Annotated in this window: 23 protein-coding genes; 13 read left to right on the forward strand and 10 right to left on the reverse strand. The window is 59.6% G+C overall.

All coding sequences use genetic code 11. The features are described 5' to 3' along the window. Nucleotide 1: 1 nt before the first annotated feature. Entirely contained in the window at nucleotides 2–1,360 is a 1,359-nt protein-coding gene (locus AGR2A_RS16460; RefSeq protein WP_004438825.1) for an amidase, read from the reverse strand. Between the two features lie 301 nt (nucleotides 1,361–1,661). On the opposite strand from AGR2A_RS16460, the gene AGR2A_RS16465 reads away from it, so the two are divergent. The 3 genes from AGR2A_RS16465 (at nucleotide 1,662) to AGR2A_RS16475 (ending at nucleotide 5,899) form a co-directional block, all read left to right on the forward strand. Next, a complete protein-coding gene (locus tag AGR2A_RS16465; RefSeq protein ID WP_080823213.1) occupies nucleotides 1,662–4,004 on the forward strand; it encodes an EAL domain-containing protein in 2,343 nt (780 codons plus the stop codon). 29 nt (nucleotides 4,005–4,033) lie between these two features. Beyond that, the gene (locus AGR2A_RS16470; RefSeq protein WP_080823214.1) at nucleotides 4,034–4,927 is read left to right on the forward strand and encodes an amino acid ABC transporter substrate-binding protein; all 894 of its coding nucleotides are present in this window, start codon (nucleotides 4,034–4,036) and stop codon (nucleotides 4,925–4,927) included. A gap of 69 nt (nucleotides 4,928–4,996) precedes the next feature. Further along, on the forward strand, nucleotides 4,997–5,899 hold the full coding sequence (locus AGR2A_RS16475) for an amino acid ABC transporter substrate-binding protein (RefSeq protein ID WP_004438817.1): 903 nt from the start codon (nucleotides 4,997–4,999) through the stop codon (nucleotides 5,897–5,899). A 38-nt stretch (nucleotides 5,900–5,937) separates the two neighbouring features. Here the strand turns inward: AGR2A_RS16475 and minE are convergent, their stop codons facing one another. Genes minE through minC form a run of 3 tightly spaced genes read right to left on the reverse strand, consistent with a single transcriptional unit; the run spans nucleotide 5,938 to nucleotide 7,774 of the window. Continuing rightward, nucleotides 5,938–6,198: a cell division topological specificity factor MinE gene (gene minE, locus AGR2A_RS16480; protein ID WP_004438814.1), complete on the reverse strand. Its 261-nt coding sequence runs from the start codon at nucleotides 6,196–6,198 to the stop codon at nucleotides 5,938–5,940. Next, on the reverse strand, nucleotides 6,195–7,010 hold the full coding sequence (gene minD, locus AGR2A_RS16485; RefSeq protein ID WP_004438810.1) for a septum site-determining protein MinD: 816 nt from the start codon (nucleotides 7,008–7,010) through the stop codon (nucleotides 6,195–6,197). Before minD ends, minE begins: the two co-directional genes overlap by 4 nt. A gap of 35 nt (nucleotides 7,011–7,045) precedes the next feature. After that, nucleotides 7,046–7,774, reverse strand: coding sequence for a septum site-determining protein MinC (gene minC / locus AGR2A_RS16490; RefSeq protein ID WP_167378221.1), 729 nt, complete (start codon nucleotides 7,772–7,774; stop codon nucleotides 7,046–7,048). A gap of 406 nt (nucleotides 7,775–8,180) precedes the next feature. On the opposite strand from minC, the gene AGR2A_RS16500 reads away from it, so the two are divergent. From AGR2A_RS16500 to uxuA, 7 genes are all read left to right on the forward strand, one after another. Further along, nucleotides 8,181–8,867, forward strand: coding sequence for an HAD family hydrolase (locus AGR2A_RS16500; protein ID WP_080823215.1), 687 nt, complete (start codon nucleotides 8,181–8,183; stop codon nucleotides 8,865–8,867). Nucleotides 8,868–9,235: 368 nt separating this feature from the next. Further along, on the forward strand, nucleotides 9,236–9,952 hold the full coding sequence (locus AGR2A_RS16505; protein WP_004438798.1) for a FadR/GntR family transcriptional regulator: 717 nt from the start codon (nucleotides 9,236–9,238) through the stop codon (nucleotides 9,950–9,952). Nucleotides 9,953–10,014: 62 nt separating this feature from the next. Next, the gene (locus tag AGR2A_RS16510; protein ID WP_004438795.1) at nucleotides 10,015–10,989 is read left to right on the forward strand and encodes a sialic acid TRAP transporter substrate-binding protein SiaP; all 975 of its coding nucleotides are present in this window, start codon (nucleotides 10,015–10,017) and stop codon (nucleotides 10,987–10,989) included. A gap of 60 nt (nucleotides 10,990–11,049) precedes the next feature. Next, complete coding sequence (locus tag AGR2A_RS16515; RefSeq protein ID WP_035208172.1) at nucleotides 11,050–11,622, forward strand: TRAP transporter small permease; 573 nt, start codon at nucleotides 11,050–11,052, stop codon at nucleotides 11,620–11,622. Nucleotides 11,623–11,626: 4 nt separating this feature from the next. Continuing rightward, complete coding sequence (locus AGR2A_RS16520) at nucleotides 11,627–13,033, forward strand: TRAP transporter large permease (protein ID WP_072493547.1); 1,407 nt, start codon at nucleotides 11,627–11,629, stop codon at nucleotides 13,031–13,033. Nucleotides 13,034–13,102: 69 nt separating this feature from the next. After that, nucleotides 13,103–14,170 (forward strand): L-idonate 5-dehydrogenase, encoded by a 1,068-nt coding sequence (locus AGR2A_RS16525; RefSeq protein WP_004438787.1) that lies wholly within the window; start codon nucleotides 13,103–13,105, stop codon nucleotides 14,168–14,170. Next, nucleotides 14,167–15,375 carry a mannonate dehydratase gene (gene uxuA / locus AGR2A_RS16530; RefSeq protein WP_004438784.1) on the forward strand — a complete coding sequence of 403 codons (1,209 nt, stop codon included), beginning with the start codon at nucleotides 14,167–14,169 and terminating at the stop codon, nucleotides 15,373–15,375. Before AGR2A_RS16525 ends, uxuA begins: the two co-directional genes overlap by 4 nt. 26 nt (nucleotides 15,376–15,401) lie before the next feature. On the opposite strand, the gene AGR2A_RS16535 is transcribed toward uxuA, so the two are convergent. After that, complete coding sequence (locus AGR2A_RS16535) at nucleotides 15,402–15,755, reverse strand: hypothetical protein (RefSeq protein ID WP_004438780.1); 354 nt, start codon at nucleotides 15,753–15,755, stop codon at nucleotides 15,402–15,404. A 243-nt stretch (nucleotides 15,756–15,998) separates the two neighbouring features. Here AGR2A_RS16535 and AGR2A_RS16540 point away from each other — a divergent pair, with 243 nt between their 5' ends. After that, the gene (locus AGR2A_RS16540) at nucleotides 15,999–17,510 is read left to right on the forward strand and encodes an aldehyde dehydrogenase (NADP(+)) (protein ID WP_004438778.1); all 1,512 of its coding nucleotides are present in this window, start codon (nucleotides 15,999–16,001) and stop codon (nucleotides 17,508–17,510) included. A 54-nt stretch (nucleotides 17,511–17,564) separates the two neighbouring features. On the opposite strand, the gene AGR2A_RS16545 is transcribed toward AGR2A_RS16540, so the two are convergent. From AGR2A_RS16545 to AGR2A_RS16560, 4 genes are read right to left on the reverse strand one after another with little or no spacing between them, the layout of a single operon-like run. Then, nucleotides 17,565–18,563: a TRAP transporter substrate-binding protein gene (locus AGR2A_RS16545; protein WP_072493548.1), complete on the reverse strand. Its 999-nt coding sequence runs from the start codon at nucleotides 18,561–18,563 to the stop codon at nucleotides 17,565–17,567. Between the two features lie 15 nt (nucleotides 18,564–18,578). Beyond that, nucleotides 18,579–20,411, reverse strand: a complete 1,833-nt coding sequence (locus AGR2A_RS16550) for a TRAP transporter large permease (RefSeq protein ID WP_072493549.1) — start codon at nucleotides 20,409–20,411, stop codon at nucleotides 18,579–18,581. 29 nt (nucleotides 20,412–20,440) lie between these two features. Next, the gene (locus tag AGR2A_RS16555; protein WP_004438770.1) at nucleotides 20,441–21,568 is read right to left on the reverse strand and encodes an LLM class flavin-dependent oxidoreductase; all 1,128 of its coding nucleotides are present in this window, start codon (nucleotides 21,566–21,568) and stop codon (nucleotides 20,441–20,443) included. After that, entirely contained in the window at nucleotides 21,565–22,431 is an 867-nt protein-coding gene (locus tag AGR2A_RS16560) for an ABC transporter substrate-binding protein (RefSeq protein WP_004438769.1), read from the reverse strand. The genes AGR2A_RS16555 and AGR2A_RS16560 overlap by 4 nt, the downstream gene beginning before the upstream one ends. A gap of 213 nt (nucleotides 22,432–22,644) precedes the next feature. On the opposite strand from AGR2A_RS16560, the gene AGR2A_RS16565 reads away from it, so the two are divergent. Further along, on the forward strand, nucleotides 22,645–23,010 hold the full coding sequence (locus AGR2A_RS16565; protein WP_004438767.1) for an ArsR/SmtB family transcription factor: 366 nt from the start codon (nucleotides 22,645–22,647) through the stop codon (nucleotides 23,008–23,010). Between the two features lies 1 nt (nucleotide 23,011). Then, nucleotides 23,012–23,641, forward strand: a complete 630-nt coding sequence (locus tag AGR2A_RS16570; protein WP_072493550.1) for a glutathione S-transferase family protein — start codon at nucleotides 23,012–23,014, stop codon at nucleotides 23,639–23,641. 4 nt (nucleotides 23,642–23,645) lie between these two features. Here the strand turns inward: AGR2A_RS16570 and AGR2A_RS16575 are convergent, their stop codons facing one another. Further along, the gene (locus tag AGR2A_RS16575; protein WP_060942321.1) at nucleotides 23,646–25,481 is read right to left on the reverse strand and encodes an ABC transporter ATP-binding protein; all 1,836 of its coding nucleotides are present in this window, start codon (nucleotides 25,479–25,481) and stop codon (nucleotides 23,646–23,648) included. Between the last annotated feature and the right edge of the window lie 234 nt (nucleotides 25,482–25,715).

Genomic DNA, 25,715 nt, shown 5'->3' on the forward strand with positions numbered 1-25,715 from the left:
CTCAAGCCCGAACGATTTCTTCCGTCGCCATCGCCGCCCCCAGCACATGGTCATCCGTACCGTCCAGGCCTGAAAGCAGCAAACCGACCGGCATGCCTGCGTCGCCCGTTCCACAGGGGATCGAAACACCGCAGAGATCGAAGAAGTTACCGATCTGCGTGTTGCGCAGGGTTTTTGCATTCATGGCGAAAAAAGCATCGTCACTTTGGAGAAGCGGCGCGACCCTGGCCGCAACATGCGGCAATGTCGGCGACATCAGCAGTTCGCCTTTCCCGATCATTCCCGAAAACGCCGCAGTCATGCGTTCCCGCGCATCGATGATGGCTAGGTAATCCGGCACTGAAATATTGGCCCCCAGCTTCGTTCGTGCGACAACGCGCGGGTCCATGCGCGCGGCATCAGCACCTTCCAGCCGGGTTTTGTGCAGGGCAAAGGCCTCCGCGGTCACCAGCGCACCCTTTTCCTTGATAAGCTCGAACAGTTCCGAAAAAATCGGGAATGCCTGTCGTCGCACCGAGGCACCGGCGCGGACAAGACGGTCCACTGCCTGCTTGAAAGCGGCCGCGACTTCGTCCTCGATTCCGTCGAAAAATACGGTCTCGGGCACAACAAGCGAGAGGCTGGAAAGTGGCACGCGCTGCACATCGGCGGCAGTCCTGCCCCGCATGGCGGCATCCACCCAGACCGCATCCTGAACCGTGCGGGTGAGGGGCCCGAGCGAATCGAGACTCTTCGCCAATGGATATACGCCGCGCATCGAATAACGGCCGCGACTGGCCTTGTAGCCTACCACGCCATTGAAAGCGGCGGGAATGCGGACCGATCCGCCCGTATCCGTGCCGATCGCCACCGGCACCAGACCGGCCGCCACGGCCACGCCCGCACCGGAGGAGGAACCGCCGGGCAGACGGTGTCCATCCGTGGAAAGGGGATTGCGCGGCGTGCCGTAATGCGGATTGATGCCAAGACCGGAAAATGCAAACTCGCTCATATTCGTTCGGCCGATGCAGATCATGCCGGCCTGTTTCAGCGCGGTCACCACATCAGCGTCCCGCGACGCAGGCTCATCATCCGCAAGCACGGTCGATCCGGCCGTGGTCACCGTTCCCTCCAGATCAAAAAGATCCTTCCAGGCCACTGGAATGCCGTCGAGAAGCCCGCGGGAACGGCCTTCGCGGATGCGTGTCGATGCGACCTCCGCTTCGGCGGCGGCCCGCTCCGCCGTCAGCCCTATGAAAATGGCCTGATCGGCCTCCTGACGGATCGCATCGACTGTCTCTTCCACCAGGGCGCGCGGATCAAGGTGGCCACCCTGGATGAGAGCGGAAAGCTGCGCGATGTTCTTGCCCCTGTGAGCCATGACGAAATTCCCTAAAATCGGCGTATCATGCCCAACATGCCGTTTATGCAAGGCTTGGCAAGGCCGGTCGCGGGATTTTCCCGGACGGCCGTTGCCGTCACTGGAACTTGCTGCCAGAGTCTATTTCTCAACCTGAAGTGCAAAGACGGACCGCTTATATAAGCAGCGACTGTAAAAAGACGGATTAATTCTTAATCGCATCTAAACTTTGTTGAATTATTTAGCAGACACCATTGAAGTGCATGCCCTATAAAAATTCCATAAAACAATCATAACGCGACATCGCGGGGGACTATCGCGAATGGAAGAGACTGCCTATCGGGGGATGGATAGACAGGTAGAGCCCGGCCACATGCTTCGCTCAACGACGCCGCCGGAAAAGGGCCGGTCGTCGCGGCGACGCTCGCTCGCCAGCAAGATAACCCTGATTTTCCTGGGTGGGGTGATCTTCGCCTACAGCATCGGCGCGCTTGTGGGCTGGTACATGTTCGTTGCCGCCGCCAGCGAACAGTGGCTCAATCAGGCCCGCGTCAACTCCCAGATTGCCAGCGCCACCCTTCGAAGCATCTACACCTATGTCAGCGTCACGGCGGATGCCGATGGCCAGGTCAACGGCATTTTGACCGACAAGCCTATCGGCGACGATGAATCCATTCTCGTTACGGGCTTCAATCCAAGCGATGTTCTCGCGCTCATAGGCGCCCAGACGAAAAATGCCGTCTGGCTATTCCGCTATGATGACGACGATTCCGGTTTCAGGCAGATCGCAGCCGCCTTCGACAACGCCACAGACGATGATGAAAAACCGCTCGCTACCGACCCGATCTTCGCCAGAGATGCCGTGGCGGCGCGCTTCGCTACGGGGTTTGCAACCATAGGCGACTCCAGCCACTATATCGGCCTGCTGCCGATCATCAGTACGGAGACGAAAAAGCCGATCGGCGCGGTCGCCGTCAGCATCGGTGGTTCGGATGCGCTTTATGGTGCGCAGCGCAAACTGATCTACAATTCGCTCATCGCGCTGATCGTGGTGCTGACCGTGACAGGTGTTCTGGTAACGGTCATCGCGCGGCATTTCCTGAAACCCGTACCGGCGCTGGTGCAGGCGACCCTGCGGATCGCCCGCGAGGAAACCGATGTCGCAACCCCCTTTCAGGATCGGCGGGATGAAATCGGCGACATGGCAACCGCCATCGAGACGCTGCGCGAAGCCGTTCTGGAACGCGGACGCCTGCGGCAGATACGCGACATGGCGCAGCAAATGGAGCACATGGCCCATCACGATGCACTGACCGGGCTTCCAAACCGGGTGCTGCTGATGAAGACGCTGGAAAATCGCCTTGAGCATCTCTCCGCGTCCGGCCAACTGTTCAATGTCATGCTGCTGGACCTCGACCGTTTCAAGGCCGTTAATGACACGCTCGGGCACGCGGCCGGCGACGCCCTGCTGGTGGCTGTCGCTTCGCGGATCTCCTCCGTCCTCGGAGAAAACGATATGGTGAGCCGCTTGGGCGGCGATGAATTCGCGATCATACAGTCGACAAGCGGCGACTTTGAGAGCGATGCGGCGATGCTGGCAGCGCGGGTCGTGCATGCCGTGTCGCGCAGTTTTGCGCTCGAAGGCAGCGATATCAGCATCGATACCAGCATCGGCATCGCCTGTGCGCCCGGTCACGGCACGTCGGCCACACAGCTGCTGCAACATGCCGATCTCGGCCTTTACCGGGCGAAATCCATGGGTTGCGGCTATTTCGTCTTCTATGAGCCAGGCATGGACATGGCTGCGCAGCACAAGCACGCGCTGGAAATAGACATGAAATCCGCCCTCGAAAACCATGAGTTCGAGCTGCATTACCAACCCGTGGTCAATCTGCAGAGCGGCCGCATCGTCGCCTATGAAGCGCTTGCCCGCTGGCGCCACAGCAAGCTTGGCCTGATCTCTCCGGACCGCTTCATCGCGCTTGCGGAAGAAAACAACTTCATCAGGCCGTTGGGCGAGTGGGTTTTGGCGCAGGCCTGCATGGATGCAATGACATGGCCGAAGGATATCAGACTTGCCGTCAACCTATCCGCCGTTCAACTTTGCAATGACGATATCGTCCCCATTGTGGACCGGGCGCTTGAAGCATCCGGATTCCCGGCGGAACGGCTTGAGCTGGAAGTGACGGAAACGGCTATGCTTGAGCGCGACAGCAGCACCCGCGTCCTAAAAATGCTGAAGGAAAGAGGCGTCCGCCTGGCGCTTGATGATTTCGGCACCGGTTATGCGGGGCTCGGCACGCTCACCCACGTCGCCTTCGACAAGATCAAGATCGACCGCGAATTCGTTTCCGGCCTTCCGACCAATCCCATGTGTTCGGCTATCGTCAACACCGTCATCGACATGGCCGAACAGATCGGCCTGAAGGTGACCGCCGAGGGGGTGGAAAACGGGGAGCAGGTCGAGGTGCTCAAACTTTCCGGATGCGACGAGGCACAGGGCTATCATTTCGCCGAGCCTGCACCGCTTGCGCAGGTTCTAAAAAACCGTGCGGTCATCGTCCAAGTGGGAAAAACCGAAATCGCCGATCGAGCCGCGCAGACGGGCCACGATGCCGGACGACCGACACAGGACACCTATTGCCCTTCACAAAAAGCGATTTGAGAAACCGGCCGCCGACCAAGAGGACATAAATGCGTATTGCAGTCTATTGCCTTTTCCTCACATGCTTTGCCCCCCTCACCCCGCTGCAGGCTGCCGGTGAAGGCGACACGCTTCAGCAGATCGCCAGGACCGCAAAAATCCGCATCGGCTATCGTGAGGCTGAACCCCCCTTTTCCTATCAGCTGCCGAACGGAGAGGTGACCGGTTTCTCAACCGATCTCTGCAGGACGATCAGCGAGGACATTCGCAAGTCCCTGAAACTCGACAAGCTCGACGTCGAATATGTCAAGGCCACGCCCGCCACCCGCTTCATCCTTGTCCGCGGCGGTCAGATCGACATCGAATGCGCCGCCACGACCAACAATAGCGACCGTCGCAGGATCGTGGATTTTTCCTATCCAAATTTCATGACGGCAACACAGTTTCTCTCGCGCAAGCAGGATAATCTGAAAAGCCTCGCCGATCTGGCAGGCAGGTCAGTCACATCCGCCTCCGGAACCGTCAATATTGATCAGCTCAATGCCGTGAACCGTGAGAAGAACCTCAATATCTCCGTCATGCCGACGAAAACCAACGAGGAAGCCTTCGCCCTCGTCGTTTCCGGCAAGGCTTCGGCTTTCGTGATGGATGGTATCCTGCTGGCGGCGCTGGCGGCGACATCTGAAAATCCGGATCTTTATGCGCTTTCCGAGGAGACGCTGAGCGCACCCGAACCCTATGGGCTGGTCTTCCGTCGCGACGACCCGGCCTTCAAGGCGGTCGTCAACGACAGTCTGAAACGGATTTTCACTGGCCCCGCCATTCATGATCTCTATGAAAAATGGTTCACCAGACCCATTCCGCCAAACGGCATGAATCTGAACCTGCCGATGGCAGCAGCTCTGAGACAGGCCTACGAACAACCGAAAGAATATCAGGATTAAGGTGCTCGCACCCCCGCCTCCATTTTCATGAAAACACGTTTCGACAGATACTTTAGCTGGAGATGCGCGATGCAGAGATCGACATTATGGCTTGCATTAGGAATTTTTAGCCTTTTATCCACTTATGCGGCCGGGCAGGAAGTGCAGCCGCCGACACTCGAGACCATTGCTAGAACCGGCATCATCCGGCTGGGTTATGCCGATCGCAATATCCCCTTTTCGTATCTCGGCACCGGCCCGGAGCCGATCGGCTACAGCATCGAGCTTTGCCTCAAGGTGGTGGATTCAATCAGGGAAAAACTGGATCTGCCGGGACTGAAGGTCGACTTCGTCAAACGCACGCCCAGCAATCGGATCACGCTTCTCAATGACGGCACGATCGACATGGAATGTGTGGCGAGCACGAACACGGAAGAACGGCGCAAGGCCGTATGGTTCTCCTACAGCCACTTCATCACCGGTACGCGATACGTGGCGCTGAAATCGAGCGGCCTGAATACCGTCGCGGATCTTGCCGGGCGTACCGTGGTGGTAACGACGGGAACCATTAATATCAGCCAGTTGAACGTGCTCAATCGCAAACTGGGGCTGAACATCGCCGTGCTGCAAAATGACAGCACCGAAGGCGGTTTCGAGATGGTGACGGAAAACCGTGCTTCGGCTTTCGTCATGGACGATATTCTTCTGCGATCCTTCGTCGCCGAAACAGGCAGGCCTGAGGATTACGCAATTTCAAATGAATATCTTGCGCCACCCCAACCCTACGGTCTGATGCTTCGCCACGGCGATACCGGTTTCAGAGATGCCGTCAACGAGGCCCTGGGTGAAATCTATGCGAGCGGTGAAATCGACAAAATCTACGAGAAATGGTTCAACGCTCCGATCCCGCCGAACGGGATGAACCTTCAGCGCCCGCTTCCGGACGATCTCGCTGACGCGTTTCGAAACCCCGTGGATACGACCGCTCAATAAAACGCCGCCCGGTTGGGGCGGCGTCTTTCATGCCTATGTCACGCGGCGCGGAGATCTGCGCCGAGCGGAATTTCGACGTCGATCTCGAGAATCGAGAAATGTTCGTCGCGATCCATCTTCACGTGCACACGGTCGCCGTCGATCTGTACATGCTTGGCAATGACGCCGAGAATTTCTTCCCGCAGGATGGCGACAAGATCAGAGCCCGATGAGGCCCGCTCATGGGCGAGCAGCACTTGCAGGCGCTCACGCGCAAGCGGTGCCGACTTCTGTTTGCGGAAAAGATTGAAGAGACTCATGCGGCCCTCCTTGCGAAGATCTTGGAGAAGATGCCACGCTTTTCGCCCGGAATGACCACCGGAATATCTTCCCCCGAAAGGCGGCGGGCAGCGTCGAAATAGGCCATGGCCGGCGCGCAACGGGCATCTGCGAGCGTGACCGGCGCACCGACGTTGGAGGCGCGCAGCACATCCGAACTCTCGGGAATGATGCCAATCAACGGGATCGACAGGATTTCGAGAACGTCGTCGACCTTCAGCATATCACCCCGCTCCGCACGCGCAGAATCATAGCGGGTAATGAGAAGGTGTTTTTCCATGCGCTCGCCGCGCTCGGCCTTCAGCGTCTTTGAATCGAGCAGGCCGATGATGCGGTCGCTGTCGCGCACCGAGGAGACTTCAGGATTGGTAACGACCACAGCCACATCCGCATGGCGCATGGCCAGCGTCGCGCCGCGTTCGATTCCGGCGGGGCTGTCGCAGATCACCCAGTCGAAGTGCTTCTTCAACTCGTTGATGACCCATTCGACACCTTCCGGCGTCAGATTGTCCTTGTCCCGCGTCTGCGAGGCGGGCAGCAGGAACAGCGTCTCCAGGCGCTTGTCGCGGATCAGCGCCTGCGTCAGCTTGGCATCGCCCTGAATAACGTTGACGAGATCGTAGACCACGCGGCGTTCAGCACCCATGACGAGATCGAGGTTGCGCAGACCGACATCGAAATCGACGACTACGACCTTCTCTTTATTCTGCGCCAATGCGGCGCCAAGCGCTGCGGTCGAGGTGGTCTTGCCGACCCCGCCCTTGCCGGAAGTTACAACGACTACCTTCCCCATATGGCTCACTCCTGTTCGTGCGTGTTTATCTGTTATCAGCCGAGTTTTGCGGCCTTGATCGTATCGTCTTCCAGCCAGAGCTGAACGGGTTGCCCGCGCAGCTTGTCGTCAATGTCCTCAGCCACCTTGTAGACGCCGTCGATTGCCAGAAGCTCGGCCTCCAGCTTGCGGCAGAAGATGCGCGCAGAGACATTGCCGAGCGAACCGGCCATGGCCCGCCCGCGCAGCGCGCCATAAACATGGATCGAACCGCCAGCGATGATCTCCGCCCCCGAGGCGACCGAGCCGATGACGGTCACGTCACCTTCGGGAAACATGATCGACTGGCCGGAGCGCACGGGCTCGTTGATGACGAGCGACTGCACGACGGCGCGGATTTCACCCGATGTAGGCGGCTTCTCCTCCGGCAATTCGGCAACCACGGCGACCGGCTCGACCTCGACATCGGAAGCCGGCTTTCCGCCCTTCAGCGATGGGGGCATGCCCGGCTCGATCATCGAGGGACGAACGCCCTCGATGCCCATGATGCCGACATTGCGCTCCCTGAGCGCCGCCAGCAGGTCCTTCAGACCCGCCTTGTCGAGCGATAGTTCCGAAACATCGAGGACCACCGGCCGCGACAGGAAGAAGCCCGCCGAACGCGCCGCGAGATCATCGAGCCTTTCCAGCCATTGATCGACCGGAGCTTCGGGGGACAGGACGACTGCGAGGAAGGAGCGGCCTTTGATGCGGATGGAACGCTGGTCTGTTAGCACTTTGGTCATCTTGGTAAACAAATCGTTGACAATTAGGTACCTCGAATATGGTTAACAAATGGTTAACACCACCCTCAAGAGAGGGAAATCGTTAAGAAAATTCCGCGTTCGAAACTCTCATGCAGAACCTTCTAGAACATCTGTTATCCCTTTGAATCTGGGCCATTCCCTGACATATGAAGACAAAGGATAACAGCGCATCCTTGCTGCAGGCTGACTCCCGGTGTGGCTCTGTTCACCGCCGCCCTGCCTGCCGACGACCTCGACTCGCGTGAGTCTGACCGCGTCCGATTCCGGGACAACATCCCCCACGCGCGGGAGATGACCATCGGCCCTTGGTGGCTGAAAAACGATTCCGTTATGCCTGACAATACTGTAGAGACAGGCGAGGCCGACAGTTCAACGGAAGAATGAGATGCACAGCAGAGTCCCGCCGCAAAACCAGATTTTTTCGCAACAGTTTGCGGCCTTCCTGTTCGACATGGATGGCACACTCGTCAATTCGATCGCCGTTGTCGAGCGCGTATGGCGGGAGTGGGCAGTGGCGAATGGCATCGAGCCGAATGCCTTCCTGCAGCGCATTCACGGCATGCGAGCCTCGGAAGTTATCCGCCGTGAGGCCATTCCGGGTCTTGACGTGGATGAGCAGGCCGAAATGATACTTCGTGCAGAGATGGATGATGTGGACGGCATTGTTCAGATACCAGGCGCCGGCGCTTTCCTGCAGTCGCTGCCGGCGGGCAAGTGGGCTATCGTGACGTCGGCCGTACGCGAACTGGCTGAACGCCGGCTCGCTGCGGCGGGCATTGCACCGCCGCCTGTCATGATCTGTGCGGAAGACGTGGTGAACGGCAAACCCGATCCTGAAGGCTATCGAAAAGCGGCCGAAAAGCTCGGCGTATCACCGCAAGACTGCATCGTCTTCGAGGACGCCCCCGCCGGCATCCAGGCGGGGGAAAACATGGGGGCGTCAGTGGTGGTCATCAACGCCACCCATTCGCATCCTATCGAAACGCCACACCTTTCCATTGGCGGCTATGGTGAGGTGAATGTAATTATCGACGGCAAAGGCGGCCTGAAGCTGGCGACGGGCAGGGGCTGAAAAGCCTGCCCGCAAAGGGAAAGAAGCGATCGCTTGCCAGCCGATGTCGCGAGCTGCTGGCAAGCCATCGCGCCCCGACATCATCCAAAACATTGAGAGAGGCAAAGTTTGCGACTTTGCCGTCGTTCTCCACCCAGGGAATCCGGCTGCCCGGCCAGCTCGCGGCCAGAATGAGGAAATGGCAGAACCCCCGGGAGCCAGAGCCCCGGGGAGCGTGACAATACCGCCCCGCTGAGCCTCCTGACGACCTCCGTATATTTTTCATTAACGTCTAATTGACAGCGTCGCCCAAATGCGCCCTAATGAAATTGGTAAGACAATCTTACCGCTTGCGCGATTGGGGGAGACTTTCGCGCTGGGAGGACATCATGTTTGTGGCTCTTGAGCCGCGCCGCCTTTACCGGCTGGTTGCGGAACAAATTCGCTTGCTCATCGAAAGCGGGGAACTGACGGACGGTCAGCGCCTACCGGCGGAACGCGACCTTGCGGAACGCTTCGGCGTATCACGCCCCACGGTGCGGGAAGCGCTTATCGTTCTTGAAGTGGAAGGCCATATCCATATTCGCATGGGTTCGGGCGTCTATGTAAACGCAACCGGCAAACAGGGGAAAGAAAAGCCAACAGTGCCGGATGCGCATGGACCTTTCGAAATCCTGCAGGCGCGTTGCATCATCGAAAGCGCTATCGCGGAGGAAGCCGCACGGCTCGCCACGCCGGAATGCATCGTCAAACTTGATGACATCATCGAGCGCATGGCCGGCGCACTCGACAATTCACCGCAGGCGCTCAATCTCGACCGGGCCTTTCACACCGCCATCGCCGACATCATCGGCAACTCGGCGCTCAACCGCTTTACCGGCCTGATCTATGACGAGCGCAGCCTGTCACCCTTTTTCGAAAAGCTCGCCAGCTATTTCGAAGGTCCGCACACCTGGAACCTCGCCGTGCAGGAACACCGGGTCATCCGCGACGCCATTGCCGCGAACGATCCGGAAGGTGCCCGGGAGGCGATGCGGCAGCATCTGACGCTGTCGCAGAAGAGATTTTCCGAAAGTTTCGGGGAGGAAACGCTCGGAGAAGAATAACCGCCGCCGCAACCGGCGACGGGAAAAACGGAAATCTGGCTTTAATTCGGGAGGAGTTAAGAATGAAAATCAGATTGTCGACTTTGATGGGCGCAACAGCGGCCATCCTGCTCTCGGCGCTTGCGGCGCAGGCGCAGACCGCACTGAAATGGGCACATGTCTACGAAACCTCAGAGCCGTTCCATACGGATTCGGTCTGGGCTGCGGAAGAGATCGCCAAGCGAACCGATGGCCGCTACAAGATCGATGTCTTTCCGGCCTCACAGCTCGGCAAGGAAGCCGATATCAATCAGGGCCTGAAGATCGGCACCGTTGATATCATCATTTCCGGCTCGAGCTTTGCTGCGCGTGACTTCAAGCCGATCGGCGTTACCTATTTCCCTTACATCTTCCGCGATCCGAGCCATCTGATCGCCTATACCAAAAGCGATATCTTCAAGCGGCTTGCCAAAGGTTACGAAGACAAGACCGGCAACCATATCGCTGCCGTCAGCTATTACGGCACACGCCACACAACATCGAACAAGCCGATTGCCACCTGCGCCGACATGGGCGGGCTGAAAATGCGCGTGCCTGATGTTCCGGCCTACCTCGCCATGCCACGCGCCTGCGGCGCCAACACGACCCCGATTGCATTTGCGGAAGTCTATCTGGCGCTGCAAAACGGCACCGTCGACGCACAGGAAAACCCGCTCACCACCATCGAGGCAAAGAAGTTCTTCGAAGTGCAGAAGAACATCGTTCTGACAGGCCACATCGTCGACCACCTCAACACGGTAATCTCGAAGAACCTGTGGTCCAAGCTGTCAGATGAAGACAAGAAAATCTTCACCGAAGTCATGCAGCAGGCTGCCGAGCGCACCACCAAGACCATCGAAGGCCGCGAGAAAAGCCTCGTCGAGGACTTCAAGAAGCGCGGCCTGACCGTCGCCGAAGTCGACAAGGCCGACTTCGAGAAGAACGTCCTCGAAAAAGTGAAGTTCGAGGACTTCGGTTACGACAAGGCCGACTGGGAAGCCATTCGCGCCGTCAAGTGAAGCAAGATCCGGTGCGGCTCCTTTGCCGCACCGCCCTTTCTCTCCAGACGGGATATCTCAATGTCGCAGGAAATTCATACTCAGGTCACGCCTGAGGAACTCGCCCATACGTTCGACGAGGCGCCGCCGGAGGTCGATCTCAAGGTCTATTCATTCGAAGACTGGGTCACGCTCGGCCTCTTCTGGCTGATGACGGGCTGCGTGTTCCTTCAGTTCTTCACCCGCTACGTGCTCAACGACAGCTACGCCTGGACGGAAGAAATCGCCGTCAACTGCCTGATCGGTGTCGTCTTTTTAGGTTCGGTCATGTGCGTGCGCATGTCGCGCCACATCCAGGTTGATGTGCTTTATCACTATGTGCCGCCGCAGGTGGCCCGCGCCATGTCGATCCTCGTCGATGTGCTGCGGATCCTGTTCTTCGCCTACACCTCTTGGCTGATGTGGCGCTACATGGAAATCGTCGCGGATGAGGAGATGGTCACCGTCGCCCTGCCGCGCAGCATCGTATTTTATACGGTTCTGGCCGCTTTCGTTCTGATGTTCTTCCGGTCGGTACAGGTCTTCATCGCCAATATGCAGCGCGGTTACTCCGTTCTGGAGCGGCCCGAAGAATTCCAGAGCGCGGGGGATTGATCACATGCTGCTTCTCATCGGCTCCTTTCTTCTCCTGATGCTGATCGGCCTGCCGGTCGCCATTTCCATGGCCTCGGCTTCTCTGCTCTACATCGTGTTTTATAATGTCGCGCCCGATATCATAGCGGCGCAGCGCCTGATCGCGGGTGTGGAAAGCTTCCCGCTTTTGGCCGTGCCATTTTTCATCCTTGCCGGTAATCTCATGAACACGGCCGGCGTGACGGGACGTATCTATTCCTTCGCCGTCGCGCTCGTCGGCTGGATGAAGGGTGGTCTCGCCCAGGTCAACATCATCGGTTCGGTGATCTTTTCCGGCATGTCGGGGACCGCGCTTGCCGATGCGGCCGGTATCGGCACCATCGAGATCAAGGCCATGAAGGACCACGGGTATCCGGTCGAAGCGGCCGTCGGCGTCACCGCCGCCTCCGCAACGCTCGGCCCGATCTTCCCGCCATCGCTGCCCTTCGTCATCTACGGCATGATGGCCAATGTCTCGATCGGCGCATTGTTCATGGCCGGCATCATTCCCGGCGTCGTCATGACGCTTCTGATGATGATCACGGTTGCGGTCTTCGCCTATATCAAGGGCTGGGGCTCCGATACACCGTTCAGCCTCAGAACGATCTTCGGCGCATCGATTGAAGTCTTCGTGGTGATGATGGTGCCGCTCGGCATCTATATCCTCACGGCGCTTGGTCTTTCCCTCAACCTGTCGATCCTGATCGTGCTGGTCATCCTGCTCGCCTGCGACTGGTATTTCGACTTCTCAGCCGTGATGGCGCTGATGACGCCCGTGATCCTGATCGGCGGCATGACCATGGGCTGGTTCACACCGACGGAGGCAGCCGTCGCGGCCGTTCTCTGGTCACTGTTCCTCGGCCTCGTCCGCTATCGCACGATGACCTTCAAGACGCTGGCGAAATCGACCTTCGACACGATCGAAACCACCGCATCCGTGCTCTTCATCGTTGCGGCGGCCTCGGTTTTCGCATGGCTTCTGACGGTCAGCCAGGCAGCGCAGCTTCTGTCGGCGGCGATCCTGACGATCACGGACAGCAAGTGGATTTTCCTTGTGCTGGTCAATCTGCTGATGCTGTTCGTGGGCTGCTTCCTCGATACCATTGCCGCCATCACCATCCTCGTGCCGATCCTTCTGCCGCTCGTGCTGCAGTTTCATATCGATCCGGTGCATTTCGGCCTCATCATCACGCTCAACCTGATGATCGGTCTGCTGCATCCGCCGCTCGGCATGGTGCTGTTCGTGCTCTCGCGCGTGGCGAAACTCTCCGTCGAACGCACGACCATCGCGATCCTGCCATGGCTGGTGCCTCTGTTCGTCGCGCTGTTGCTGATCACCTTCATTCCGGCAATCACCCTGTGGCTGCCGACCGAGATGGGCCTGATCCGCTGACGAGGCACCCTGCCCGCGCGGTTCGCCGCGCGGGGTCATCATTCCATATCAAGACATGAGGGCATGGTCATGCAGACACGCGTGGCACGTCTATACGGCGAAAAGGACATTCGCGTCGAAACAGAGGATCTCGCTGAGCCGGGACCCGGCGAGGTGCTGCTCGCAATGGCAGCGGGCGGCATCTGCGGCTCCGATCTTCATTATTATCAGGATGGCGGTTTTGGCCCGGTCAGGGTGCGCGAACCGATCATCTCCGGGCATGAGGCATCCGGCCATGTGCGGGCGCTGGGGGAAGGCGTCAGCGGGCTCGCCATCGGCCAGCTCGTCGCCGTCAATCCCTCGCAACCCTGCGGCCATTGCCAGTTCTGCCTGAAGGGCCAGCCGATCCATTGCCTCGACATGCGCTTCATGGGCAGCGCCATGCGCCTGCCGCACGAACAGGGCATGTTCCGCGACCGGCTGGTGGTTCCGGCCAAACAATGCGCGCCATTTCCAGCCGATACCTCAGCTGCTGAAGCGGCCTGCACCGAGCCGCTTGCAGTCTGTCTGCATGCCGTCGCCCAGGCTGGCGATCTCACCGGCGCTAAGGTGCTGGTGACGGGAGCCGGCCCAATTGGCCTCTTGACCATCGCCGCCGCCCGCCATGCGGGCGCAAGTATCATCGTTGCAACCGATCTGACCGATGCGGCGCTGGAACGCGCACCAGCCATGGGTGCGGACCGCACGATCAATGTCGCAAAGGACGCCGAGGCGCTTTTGCCCTACCAGGATGACAAGGGTTATTTCGACGTCATTTTCGATTGCTCCGCGGCAGCCCCCGCGCTCCGCACCGCCTTTGCCTGCGTGCGCCCGCGCGGCACCATCGTACAGGTGGGCGTAACCGGTGACATCACCATTCCGCTCAATGCGCTGGTGGGCAAAGAAATTCTCTGGCGCGGTTCGCAGCGCTTTCATGATGAATTCGCCATTGCCGCCGGGCTGATCTCAACGCGCAAGATCGATGTGCGGCCGATCATTTCCCACAGCTTCCCGCTCGATGAGGCGAAGGCCGCATTCGAGCAGGCCGGAGACCGCTCCACCGCCTGTAAGGTGCAACTGACTTTTTCCGCAGACGGAATTTTTGAGGACGAAAGATGAGACATACATGGCGCTGGTTCGGTCCGGTCGACAAGGTCACGGTTCAGGATGCGGCTCAGGCGGGCGCAGAAGGCATTGTCAGCGCGTTGCACCACATCGCCACCGGCGATGTCTGGCCGGTGGACGAAATAACCAGGCGGCATGAGGCCATCAAGGCCGGCGGGCTTTATTGGGACGTGGTGGAAAGCGTGCCCGTCTCCGAGGACATCAAGACTCAGACGGGCGACTGGAAAACCCATATCGCCAACTGGCAGGAAACGCTGCGCCGCCTCTCGGCGTCAGGCATCCGCACCGTCTGTTACAACTTCATGCCCGTGCTGGACTGGACCCGCACCGACCTGCGCTGGGAAACGAAACACGGCGCGAAAGCGATGCGCTTCGACCTTACCGATTTCGCTACCTTTGATATTCACATTCTCAAGCGCCCGGACGCGACGCGGGATTATCCTGACTGGTTGCTGGAGGATGCGGCAAAGCGGTTCACCGAGATGCCCGACACAAAAATCGTCGCGCTATCGCGCAATATCGGCGCTGGCCTGCCCGGCTCGGCAGATGGTTATACCCTGCCGGAACTCATCGAAAAGCTGCGTTCCTACCATGGCGTTAATCGCGAAAGGCTGCAGCAGAACCTGATCGACTTTCTCTCCGAGGTGACGCCGGTTGCCGAAAACGTCGGCATCAACATCTGCGCCCATGGCGATGATCCGCCCTGGCCGCTTCTCGGCCTCCCGCGTATTCTCTCAACGGAGGCGGATTACGCCCATATGCTGTCGCAGGTCGACAGCCGCGCCAACGGCGTCACGCTCTGCACCGGCTCTCTCGGTGCGCGCGCGGATAACGACCTGCCCTTTATCGCCAGCCGTTTTGCAGATCGAATCCATTTCGTGCATCTGCGCAACGTGACGCGCGACACGGACACCGTGCCCTGCTCCTTCTTCGAGGACGAACATCTGGAAGGCGGAACCGACATGGTCGCCGTCATTGCCGCCCTCATCACCGAAGAAGCCCGTCGGCGAGCGGAGGGCCGTGAAGACCACATCATTCCGATGCGGCCGGATCACGGGCAGGAAATTCTCGACGACCTCACGCGCGGCGCCCAGCCCGGTTACCCCGCCATTGGGCGATTGAAGGGGCTGGCTGAGCTGCGCGGCATCGAGCGTACGCTGTCACACAGCCACTTCGGTCTCGCGAATGGGAATGGCTAATCGGAAATCTGACCGCAGGGGATGTGTCAGCCTGCGGCCATCTTCGCCCGAAACATGAGGTAGGAATAGGCGGCCAATCCGCCGGTAACAGCCCCGGCGGCCTTCACGGCTGCGTCGGTCAGATGCGGATGGCGTGTCGGCGACAGGAATTGCAGCGCCTCAATGCCAAAAGCCGCAACAATGCCCGCGACGATGATGGCAAGCCAGTAACGCGGATAGGCGAGCACGAAGGCGGCCGAACAGAGGGCGAAGGCACCCGCGCGGTCGATGCCGACCGTCGTCAATGTGTGGGGCCTCAGCCCAATGGGGCTGACAGTGACGATTACAATCAACAGAAGAAGCGACCAGGCAACATATTTCGGAAATCTGTTTGTCATCATGGCGTCACATTAGAGCGTCGTGTGCGTAAACGGAAGCAGGTCTTTTTCACGCTTCGCCCAATTAATCACACTTTTTGGTCAGATAGTTGAAAAACCGGCTTTCGCTCAGGCCCTACACGGGCTAAGGCAGAAGGCAACCGGGCGAGGATCGCGGCTGATGGCGCTTGCGCTGTCGCCTTTCGGTGCAACGTAACGGTGTCGGGTGGGTTTTCCACACAGGATCAGTTTTCAGGGAAGAGCACAATGAGTTTCAAGCCGCACGGCAAACATCTGGTTGCAGGAGAATGGGTCGCAACGGAAGCAAAATTCCGCAGCGAGCCTGCACATGGCGAAGCTTTCGATTTTTCGGTCGGCACCGTCGATCTGGTGAATGCCGCCTGTGAGGCAGCTGAAGAAGCCTTCTGGAGCTACGGTTACACCACCCGCGAAGAGCGCGCCGCATTCCTCGACACCATTGCCGATGAGATCGAAGCCCGCGCCGACGCCATCACCGAAATCGGTTCCTCCGAAACCGGCCTGCCCGCTGCCCGTCTGCAGGGCGAACGCGGCCGCACCGTCGGTCAGCTCCGCCTGTTTGCCTCGCATATCCGCAAGGGCGACTATCTCGATCGTCGCCACGACGAAGCACTGCCGGATCGCCAGCCGCTGCCACGCCCGGATATCCGCCTGATGCAGCGTCCGATCGGCCCTGTCGCCGTTTTCGGCGCGTCGAACTTCCCGCTCGCCTTCTCCACGGCCGGTGGTGACACCGCTGCGGCTCTGGCTGCCGGTTGCCCTGTTGTCGTCAAGGGTCACTCCGCCCATCCTGGCACCGGTGAAATCGTTGCCGAAGCGGTTCTTGCCGCCGTCAAGAAGCACAATCTGCATCCCGGCGTCTTCTCGCTGATCCAGGGCGGCCGCCGCGATGTCGGTTCCGCGCTCGTGCAGCATCCGCGCATCAAGGCGGTCGGTTTCACTGGTTCGCTCGCCGGCGGCCGCGCACTGTTCGATCTCTGCGCCCAGCGCCCCGAGCCGATCCCCTTCTTCGGCGAACTGGGTTCGGTCAACCCGATGTTCCTGCTGCCGGAAGCCGTTGCCAACCGCGGCGAAGCCATTGCCAAGGGCTGGGCCGGTTCGCTGACCATGGGTGCGGGCCAGTTCTGCACCAACCCGGGCATTGCCGTCATTCTCTCCGAGCAGGCGGATGCGGTTGCTGAAACCGCACGTGCGGCCCTGTCGGAAGTCGGCCCTCAGGTCATGCTGACCGACGGCATCGCCGCCGCCTATCGTGATGGCCGTGATCGTATCGCTGCCGGCAACGGCGTGCGCGACGTGCTGACCACCACCTGCAACCTGCGCAATGCAACGCCGTATCTCTATCGGGTCGCAGGCAAGGACTGGGTTGCCAACCATGCGCTTGCTGAAGAAGTCTTCGGACCCCTTGGCCTGATCGTGACTGTTGATAGCACCGAAGAAATGCTTGAGGTTGCCAAGAGCTTCGAAGGCCAGCTGACGGCGACAATGCATCTCGATGCAGGCGACGCCGAACTCGCCCGCAAGCTGCTGCCGATCCTGGAACGCAAGGCCGGCCGCGTTCTCGCCAACGGTTTCCCGACCGGCGTGGAAGTTTCCGAAGCCATGGTTCACGGTGGCCCCTACCCGGCCTCCACGAACTTCGGCGCAACCTCTGTCGGCACCATGTCGATCCGCCGCTTCATGCGCCCGGTTTCCTATCAGAATATTCCCTCGGACGTTCTGCCGGAAGACATTCGCTAATAAAAAAGGGGAGGCGTTCACACGCCTCCCCTGTTCTTCGTCTGACCCGTAGTCTCAGGCAGATTGCACGGCCTGTATCTTCTCGATACCCCCAACAATGCCGGCGAAATCCTGCCAGACGCCCTGAGCGCCCTTGCGCCATTCATCCAGCGCTTCCGGCTGCAGTACCTTGCCACCCTTGGAAAGCGCAAGCTCAACGGACTTCGTTTCATCTTCAACGATCAGCTGGTTGAAGTACTTCGCGCCTTCGCTAGAGGCCTCCGACAGCACCTTCTTTTCTTCGTCGTCCAGCTGGTTCCAGAAAGTCGCACCGTAATAAACGACGCCTGAGGCCCAGATGTGACCGGTTTCGGTCAGATAGGGCACGACCTCGTAAAGCTTGAAGCCGGCATAGGCGGATTTGGTGAGGTCCATGGCGTCGGCCACGCCTGTCGCCAGCGCATTATAGGTCTCTGTGATCGGGATACCGACCGGCGTGGTGCCGAAGGCGCTCCACAGCTTGGTGTGCAGCGGGCTCTGGATGACGCGGATCTTCTTGCCTTCCAGCTGCTCGGGGCGTGTTACCGGTTCCTTAGTCAGCAGATGGCGCGCGCCGTAATTGATGAAATCGGCAGCGATGAATTGCTGGGCGGCAAGCTTCGTCTTTAACTCGTTGCCAGTCTCGCCGGTTACCACCTTGCGCACGTGCTCCCCATCACGGAACAGGAAGGGCAGATCGAGGATCTGCAATTCCGGCACCCAGCCTGAAAGCGAGGAAACGGTTGAAAGACTGGCCTGAACCGATCCCAGCCGAATATTCTCCGCCACTTCCTTTTCGCCGCCCAGCGCACCGCTCTTTACGATATTGAACCGGAAGCGACCGGGCAGCTTCGCTTCCACCAGTTCACTGATCTTCACCCAGATTTTCGTCTCCGGCTTATCGTCAGCGAAAAGCGACGCAACGGTGAGGCTGCGGGTTCTGGCATTAGCCGTGCGCACGAAGGCCGGTGCGGCGAGCGTTGCCGCGCCGAGAGCTGAGAGTTTGAGGAGGTGACGACGGTCGATGATAGTCATGAATAAAGCCCCGGATTAGAAGAAAATGGCCCAGACGCACAGAATGGCGAGGGAAACGAGAAGGGAGAGGAGATAGGGAACGACGGCCCGGAAAAGAGCTGTCGCCGGAATACGGGTGACGCCGCTCACCACAAAGATCAGCATGCCGAGCGGCGGTGTCAGGCCGTGGATCATGAGATTGACCACGAGGATGACACCGAAATGGATGGGATCGATACCGGCTGCCACGGCAGCGGGCAGAAGGATCGGCCCGAACAGCAGGATGGCAGCACCGATATCAAGCACAAGACCGACCACGAGCAGAATGAGGTTGGACAGCAGAAGCACCGCGATCTTGCTGCCACCGAGCAATGTCACGAAGTCGGTGACAAGACCGGAGACATTATCGACCGCCAGGAGAAAGGCGAAGGGGCCAGCCGTGCCGATCAGAAGGCCGATCGCAGCTGCCTCACCCGCCGATTGGCGGAAGGTTGTAAAAATACGGCCCGCGCCCAGCCGGTATCCGAAGCCGAGAAGCAGCGTGTAAAGCGCTGCAAGCGCTGCGGCTTCCGTGGTCGTGACGACGCCAATGCGGATGCCGACCACCACGATGACGCCAAGACCGAAGGCAGGTATCGCAGCCACGGCCGAGCGCCACCGCTCAGAGCCCGTCGCGCGAGGCAGGGTATCAACGCTGCGCACGCTGAAATGGATCGCCACCGCCAGGCAGACCGCCATCAACCCGCCCGCAAAGAATCCGCCGACTAGCAGCGACCCGACCGAAAGGTTGGTGGCCGTTGCGAGGATGAGAAATGCGATGGAGGGCGGAATGACGTTGTCCAGCACGGAAGTGGCGGCGATGATCGCACCCGCCTGCGCGGGTGGATAACCATGCTTGACGAGTTCCGGCTGGAAGGTGGAGGCGCCGAAGGCAGCATTGGCGACTGAAGAACCGGAGGCGCCCGAAAACAGCACGCTGGTCAGAAGCGTCGTCTGGGCCAGCCCCGCCCGTCGGTGGCCGACCATGGAGGCGGCAAAACGGACGAGCTGGTTTGCGACGCCCGATTCCGTCAGCAGACTTCCCGCCAGCAGGAAGAAGGGGATGGCGAGCAGCAGGAATTTCGACATGCCTGTGACCGTGGAGGAAACGATGGCCGGCTCCGGCAAAGTACTGCCGAAGGCAATCGCCACATAGGCGGCGGCGAGGAAGGCATGGGCAAGCGGCGCGGCCAAAACCAGCCCCACGGCTGCCGTCAGCGCCAGAAACAGGCTAGGCGGCAGGGTCGTATCGACGAAAATTTCCGGCAGGCCCACATAGGAAACAACAGCAATGACGACGGAGAGCAGAACAGCAAACGCCTTGCCTTCACTGACGCGCTGAAGCGCGAGATAAACAAAAATCAGTGCGCCACCCGCACCAAGAAAACCGAAACGCACCCATTCCGGCAGACCAAGCGTCGGGGACGTCCCGCCCAGCATTGCCGCAATTTCTACCCCGCCGAAGGCGAGTATGAGCGCGGCAACGAACGAGAAAGCATCGGCCAGGACTTCCGTGGCAGCATGTAAACGTTCCGGCAGGAAGCGCACAAAAACATCGAGCCGCATCGCAAGCGCGCTTTTGAGACTGAGAGGCGCGCCGACAGCGATCATCGCGACATTAAGCCAGATGCCCAGATCTTCCGCGCCGATGAAGCCGGTGTGAAACAGATAACGCAGGGTCACATTGACCAGAACCACCACGAGCAGCGTGGCAAGGATTGCTGCCGCGACCGCACCGAGTACCTTGTCCAGAATGGCCAGCAGCCGCCCTGCCACACGCTGCGGGCCGATGCGCCCTCGTGCCGATGTCGTTGCGGGACTCGCCATCATGTCTTTCTTCTCCACTCCCGAAGCCATGCTCATGAGGCCTTGGCCGAGAGGTCACGGTCGAACAATGTCGACCACGTGAATTGTTTTGCCGCCGAAACCTCACGCGATACGTCAAGACGCGGAAGCACCTTTTCCCCGAAACGGAAGGCTTCTTCCAGCAATGGCATGCCGGACAGGATAAAGGTGTTCACGCCCGCCTTCTTATAGGCCTCCAGCGTGCGGATGACAGTATCGGGCGAGCCGACGATAGCTGTTCCCGGACCTGGACGAACGAGACCGATGCCGGCCCAGAGATTTGGCGCTATTTCAAGATCGCGCAGGTTCTCCGGCTTCTGGCCGCCATGCATCGCCGTCATGCGCTGCTGGCCGACGGAATCGGTCTTGCCGACGAAACGCTGGTTGGCGGCAATCGCTGCCTCATCCATGCGCCGGTAGAGATCGGCGGCGGCAGCCCAGGCCTCTTCATCCGTATCGCGCACGATAACATAAAGGCGAATACCGTATTCCAGTTCTCGGCCGAGCTTTTCCGCCCGCGCCTTGACGAGATCGACCTTCGCGCCAATCTGATCAGGCGTTTCGCCCCATGAGAGATAGGTCTCGACATGTTTGGCCGCAACGTCGATGGCCTTGTCCGAAGAGCCGCCAAACCACAGCGGCGGCGGCTCGATGCCCTGCCCCACCGGCAGAGCGAGCTTTGCGCCCTGCGTCTGGAAATAATGCCCGTTGAAATCCACCGTCTCGCCGGCGAAAAGCCGGCGCCAGATTTGCAGATATTCATCCGCCATCTCGTAACGCTCGTCATGCGGCATGGTCATGCCGTAGGCGCCGAGCATCTTCGCATCGCCCGAGACGACATTGATAAGCAGACGCCCGCGCGAAAACTCCTGAAGCGTCGCCGCCATCTTGCCAAGCAGCGTTGGCGCGATCAGGCCCGGATGAATGGCGACCAGCAGCTTCAGCCGCTCGGTATAGGAAAGAAGCGCACCCGCCAGAACCCAGACGTCATGCGCGCCGGTGGCAAACAGCGCCCCGGTATAACCGAGCTGGTCGTAAGCGAGCGCCAGTTGCTTGTAATAACCGAGATCGACCCTGCGGGAGCCTTCCGGCTGCCAGGGATAGGCGCCGTCGGGGGCGCACATGTACCAGAAAACATTCATCTGTCACCTCCGACGCTGGCTGATTGCGGGGCCGGGCTTTGCCCGGTCTGAACCGGTAAAGAGAAATGGCCGTGCCTGTAAAGCGTATCGGCCTCCTCCTGCTGTTCGGCAAGAATATTTTGAGTGGCGGGCACGACTGAAAGATCGCGAGAGCGCAATACCTTTGCCCAGGACGAAGCGTCGCCTTCGCTGCCAGGTTCGGCGGCGAGCAGCGCAGCCGCCTGCTCTACATTAGCCATAACGGCGCGGCCGACGCGGTCCAGTTCAGCCGCAATCGCTTGCCTCGTTTCAGGCGCAAGAGCGTGACGATCCAGCGTCCAGAACAGCGAACGGTTGGGAATGGTGGAGCCGCAGCGAACCAAAAGACTGATTTCTTCATGGGTCAGAGCCTTCTCCAGCCGCGGCGACATCGTCACCCAGGCATCGACGCGACCTTCCACGAGGTCCCTCAGGCTGTCACTGTCGCCGCTTTCTATCCGGCTGACATCCGAGAGGCCAAGCCCCGCTCCTTCCAGGCTGCGCGCCAGAAGATAGGTATGAAACGATCCGTCGATCAGGGATATGCGTTTTCCCGAGAGATCGGCGGCGGAACGGATCGGGCTGTCGCGCCGCACGAGGATCGCGCCATTGGCCGGCCTCGGTGCGGAGGCGGCAATATAGACCGCCGAGAGTCCTCGCGCATCCGCCTCGATGGGCGGTGTCGACCCAGTGCCGCCGAAGTGTATTTCGCCCTTTTCCAGAAGCGCCGCGGTATCGCGCCCTTCTCTATAGAGCACGAATTCAGGCTCGAATGCCTTAAAAGAACCGGGCCAGAGCCGGGCGAGCCGCAAATGCAGATTGTTGGGATGGACCCCGATTTTCATGTCGACACCTCATTTCACAATCAATCTACTTTTTTATAGAGTGTTTTCGAGAAACGTTTTGGCGATCCCCGGGCGGAAAGCGAAAGAGAAATCTACTAATCCTGTAGATTTTAAAAAATGCCTGATTGATCTGGGATGAGACTTATCAAACCATTGAAATTTATCGCCACACAATTTACTTTTTTATAGTTTGAAAAATGGGCCTCTTCAGTCGTGACCAAACCGGTTTCCAATCTCATCTGCCGCAGCGTGGTTGAAGCAAGCGAGCTCCTGAAGCTTGTGGCCAATGCCAACCGTCTGGCCATCGTCTGTTACCTCATGGAAACGGAAGCCTCCGTTTCCGCGCTTGAATATGAACTCGGCATCCAGCAGCCGACGCTTTCACAGCAGCTGGCCGAACTGCGCGATGCGGGGGTCATCGAAGGCACGCGGGAGGGCAAGGCGGTGATCTATCGTGTTACCGATCCGCGTATTGTCCAGTTGGTTCTGACATTACGCGGCCTCTATGCTGATCTTTCCGATGTGACCGGCAAGAAAGGCAGGCGCGCTTTGCCGCTGGATGAGGCAATGTTCGACTAACATGATCGACCTTTACACCTGGATCACGCCGAACGGCCTCAAAATCTCGATTGCGCTGGAAGAACTTGGCCTGCCCTATGTCAGCCATGCCATAGATATCGAAAAAGGCGAACAGTTCTCGGCCGAGTACATTCGCATCAACCCTGGCTCCAAAATCCCTGCAATCGTCGATCAAGACAATGGCACCGTTTTAACAGAGTCCAACGCAATCCTGATCTATCTCGCGGAAAAAGCCGGACGGCTCATTCCCGTCTCTGCCGCGGCAGGCCTGACAGTCACCGAGTGGCTGATGTGGCAGGCCGCCAACTTCGGCCCGACACTCGGTTACGCCCATTATTTCCTGACATACAATACAGGAAAGGCACCCTTCGCCGAGACACGTTTCGCCTCGGATACCGAGCGCCTCTATCGGACGCTGGACGACCGCTTGGCAGAGCGCGGGTTCGTCGCCGGCGATTTTTCAATAGCCGATATCGCCATCTGGCCATGGGTTTCGCGTTTCGCCCGTCATAAAATCGATCTCGCTGATTTTCCCGCAGTAAACCGCTGGTATCGCCAGCTTGGACAGCGCGAAACCTTCCAGCGCGGTTATCGCGTGCCATTTGTGACATCTGACGTTCCGGGGCTTTGATCGCTTAGCTGGCGACAAGATGGCCGGGTGAGACTTCGCGATATTCCCGCGGCTTCACGGAATAATCGACTGAGCGGATCGGACTTTTCAACTCGTCATTGGCGGCACCGCGACGCGTGTTTCTGCGGTCCGGGTCCGGCACCGGCACGGCCGCCATCAGCTTGCGGGTATAGTCATGCTGCGGGTTGTCGAAGACAGCCGCACGCGGGCCGATTTCGACGATCTCGCCGAGATACATCACCGCCACCCGGTGGCTGACGCGCTCCACCACCGCCATGTCATGGCTGATGAAAAGAAAGGCGAGATCGAGGCTCTGCTGCAAGTCCAGCATCAGGTTGATGACCTGCGCCTTGATCGAGACATCCAGCGCCGAAACGCTCTCATCAGCGACGATCACCTTGGGCTGGAGTGCCAGCGCGCGGGCGATGCAGATGCGCTGTCGCTGACCGCCGGAAAACTCGTGCGGGTAACGCGCTGCCATATCGGGCGAGAGCCCGACCTTTTCCAGCATGTCGGCCACCACATCCTTCGCCTCGCGGGCGCTGCCCATACGGTGTTCCAGAAAAGGTTCGGCGATCGCCGCGCCCACCGTCATGCGCGGATTGAGTGAGGCAAAGGGATCCTGAAAGATCATCTGCACCGTCTTGCGCATCTCTCGCATGCCTGACTTGTCGAGGGCGAGAATATTCTCGCCGTTCACCACCACGGAACCGGCATCCGGCTCGATGAGCCGCATGATGGCGCGACCGGTGGTCGACTTGCCGCAGCCGCTTTCGCCCACCAGTGACAACGTCTCCCCGGCCCTCAGATCGAAGGACACGTTTTCCACCGCATGCACGCGGCCGCTGAGCCGCCCCAAGAGACCGGAGTGGATATCGAAGCGCTTGGTCAGCCCCTCAACTTTGAGCACCGGCTGGGCTGCTGCATTGACGGTATCGGCCGGACGCGCCGGTTCCTGCGTTTCTCCCGTGGTGGTGTTGACAATGGGAAACCGCAGCGGCCTTTCCTCGCCCGTCATGGAACCGAGAACCGGAACCGCGGACAACAGTGCACGCGTGTAGGGATGTTTACCGCGATGGAAAATATCCGCGGTCGCGCCGACTTCCACCTGCTCGCCACGATACATGACGACCGTGCGATCGGCGATCTCAGCCACCACGCCCATGTCATGGGTGATGAACAGGACGGAGGTACCTTCCTCTTCCTGAAGTGTCTTGATGAGATCGAGGATCTGGCCCTGAATGGTGACGTCAAGCGCCGTCGTAGGCTCATCCGCGATCAGCAGCTTCGGTTTGGAGGCAAGCGCCATCGCGATCATCACGCGCTGGCGCATGCCGCCGGAAAACCGATGTGGATATTCATCGAAACGCGAGGCGGCGGAGGGTATGCGGACTTTTTCGAGCAGGCGGATCGTCTCCGCTCGCGCTTCCGCTTTCGACATGGGCTGGTGGCACAGAAGAGCCTCGGAAATCTGGTCACCAATGGTGAAGAGCGGGTTGAGGCTTGTCATAGGCTCCTGAAAGATCATGGCCACCTCATTGCCCCGCACCCGCCGCATGGCGTCTTCGGAAAGCGAGAGCAGGTTGCGACCTCCGAGCAGGATTTCACCCTGCACCCTGCTGCTTTCGCGGTCCAGCAGCCGCATGATCGAAAGCGATGTCACGCTTTTGCCCGAGCCGCTTTCGCCAACGATCGCAACCGTCTCGCCTGACCCGACATCAAAGGAAATATCACGCACCACCGGTTTCCAGCCGCCATCCACGTGAAAGGACGTGGTGAGGTTGCGGACGGAAAGCACGGCATCTTTGGCACCAAGCGGTACTGCCTGCGGCATGGTCATGATCGTTCCCTTCTTTTCTTCTCGTTTGAATTCAGGCACGGCGTCACGGCCTGTTTCTTCTCCCCGTCGGGGAGAAGGTGGCCCGAAGGGTCGGATGAGGGGGCGACGTTCACGATAGATCGCACCCCTGCCCACCGCCGCTCACACGCGCGTCCGTCCGGTCCGGACGGAACGACGACGACGACCGACCGCCGTCCGTCGTACGTACGTAGACGTACGTTACGTTAACGTTAC

The sequence above is a fragment of the Agrobacterium genomosp. 2 str. CFBP 5494 genome, from assembly GCF_900013495.1.
GTDB lineage: Bacteria > Pseudomonadota > Alphaproteobacteria > Rhizobiales > Rhizobiaceae > Agrobacterium > Agrobacterium pusense.

Coding starts and splice junctions, on each gene's coding strand:
- AGR2A_RS16550 (WP_072493549.1), bottom strand. CDS start 20,411: ATGATGGCGAGTCCCGCAACGACATCGGCACGAGGGCGCATCGGCCCG.
- AGR2A_RS16560 (WP_004438769.1), bottom strand. CDS start 22,431: ATGAAAATCGGGGTCCATCCCAACAATCTGCATTTGCGGCTCGCCCGG.
- AGR2A_RS16505 (WP_004438798.1), top strand. CDS start 9,236: ATGTTTGTGGCTCTTGAGCCGCGCCGCCTTTACCGGCTGGTTGCGGAA.
- AGR2A_RS16535 (WP_004438780.1), bottom strand. CDS start 15,755: ATGATGACAAACAGATTTCCGAAATATGTTGCCTGGTCGCTTCTTCTG.
- AGR2A_RS16570 (WP_072493550.1), top strand. CDS start 23,012: ATGATCGACCTTTACACCTGGATCACGCCGAACGGCCTCAAAATCTCG.
- AGR2A_RS16545 (WP_072493548.1), bottom strand. CDS start 18,563: ATGACTATCATCGACCGTCGTCACCTCCTCAAACTCTCAGCTCTCGGC.
- AGR2A_RS16540 (WP_004438778.1), top strand. CDS start 15,999: ATGAGTTTCAAGCCGCACGGCAAACATCTGGTTGCAGGAGAATGGGTC.
- AGR2A_RS16525 (WP_004438787.1), top strand. CDS start 13,103: ATGCAGACACGCGTGGCACGTCTATACGGCGAAAAGGACATTCGCGTC.
- uxuA (WP_004438784.1), top strand. CDS start 14,167: ATGAGACATACATGGCGCTGGTTCGGTCCGGTCGACAAGGTCACGGTT.
- AGR2A_RS16465 (WP_080823213.1), top strand. CDS start 1,662: ATGGAAGAGACTGCCTATCGGGGGATGGATAGACAGGTAGAGCCCGGC.
- AGR2A_RS16475 (WP_004438817.1), top strand. CDS start 4,997: ATGCAGAGATCGACATTATGGCTTGCATTAGGAATTTTTAGCCTTTTA.
- AGR2A_RS16555 (WP_004438770.1), bottom strand. CDS start 21,568: ATGAATGTTTTCTGGTACATGTGCGCCCCCGACGGCGCCTATCCCTGG.
- minE (WP_004438814.1), bottom strand. CDS start 6,198: ATGAGTCTCTTCAATCTTTTCCGCAAACAGAAGTCGGCACCGCTTGCG.
- AGR2A_RS16510 (WP_004438795.1), top strand. CDS start 10,015: ATGAAAATCAGATTGTCGACTTTGATGGGCGCAACAGCGGCCATCCTG.
- AGR2A_RS16520 (WP_072493547.1), top strand. CDS start 11,627: ATGCTGCTTCTCATCGGCTCCTTTCTTCTCCTGATGCTGATCGGCCTG.
- AGR2A_RS16500 (WP_080823215.1), top strand. CDS start 8,181: ATGCACAGCAGAGTCCCGCCGCAAAACCAGATTTTTTCGCAACAGTTT.
- minC (WP_167378221.1), bottom strand. CDS start 7,774: ATGACCAAAGTGCTAACAGACCAGCGTTCCATCCGCATCAAAGGCCGC.
- AGR2A_RS16470 (WP_080823214.1), top strand. CDS start 4,034: ATGCGTATTGCAGTCTATTGCCTTTTCCTCACATGCTTTGCCCCCCTC.
- AGR2A_RS16575 (WP_060942321.1), bottom strand. CDS start 25,481: ATGACCATGCCGCAGGCAGTACCGCTTGGTGCCAAAGATGCCGTGCTT.
- AGR2A_RS16515 (WP_035208172.1), top strand. CDS start 11,050: ATGTCGCAGGAAATTCATACTCAGGTCACGCCTGAGGAACTCGCCCAT.
- AGR2A_RS16460 (WP_004438825.1), bottom strand. CDS start 1,360: ATGGCTCACAGGGGCAAGAACATCGCGCAGCTTTCCGCTCTCATCCAG.
- minD (WP_004438810.1), bottom strand. CDS start 7,010: ATGGGGAAGGTAGTCGTTGTAACTTCCGGCAAGGGCGGGGTCGGCAAG.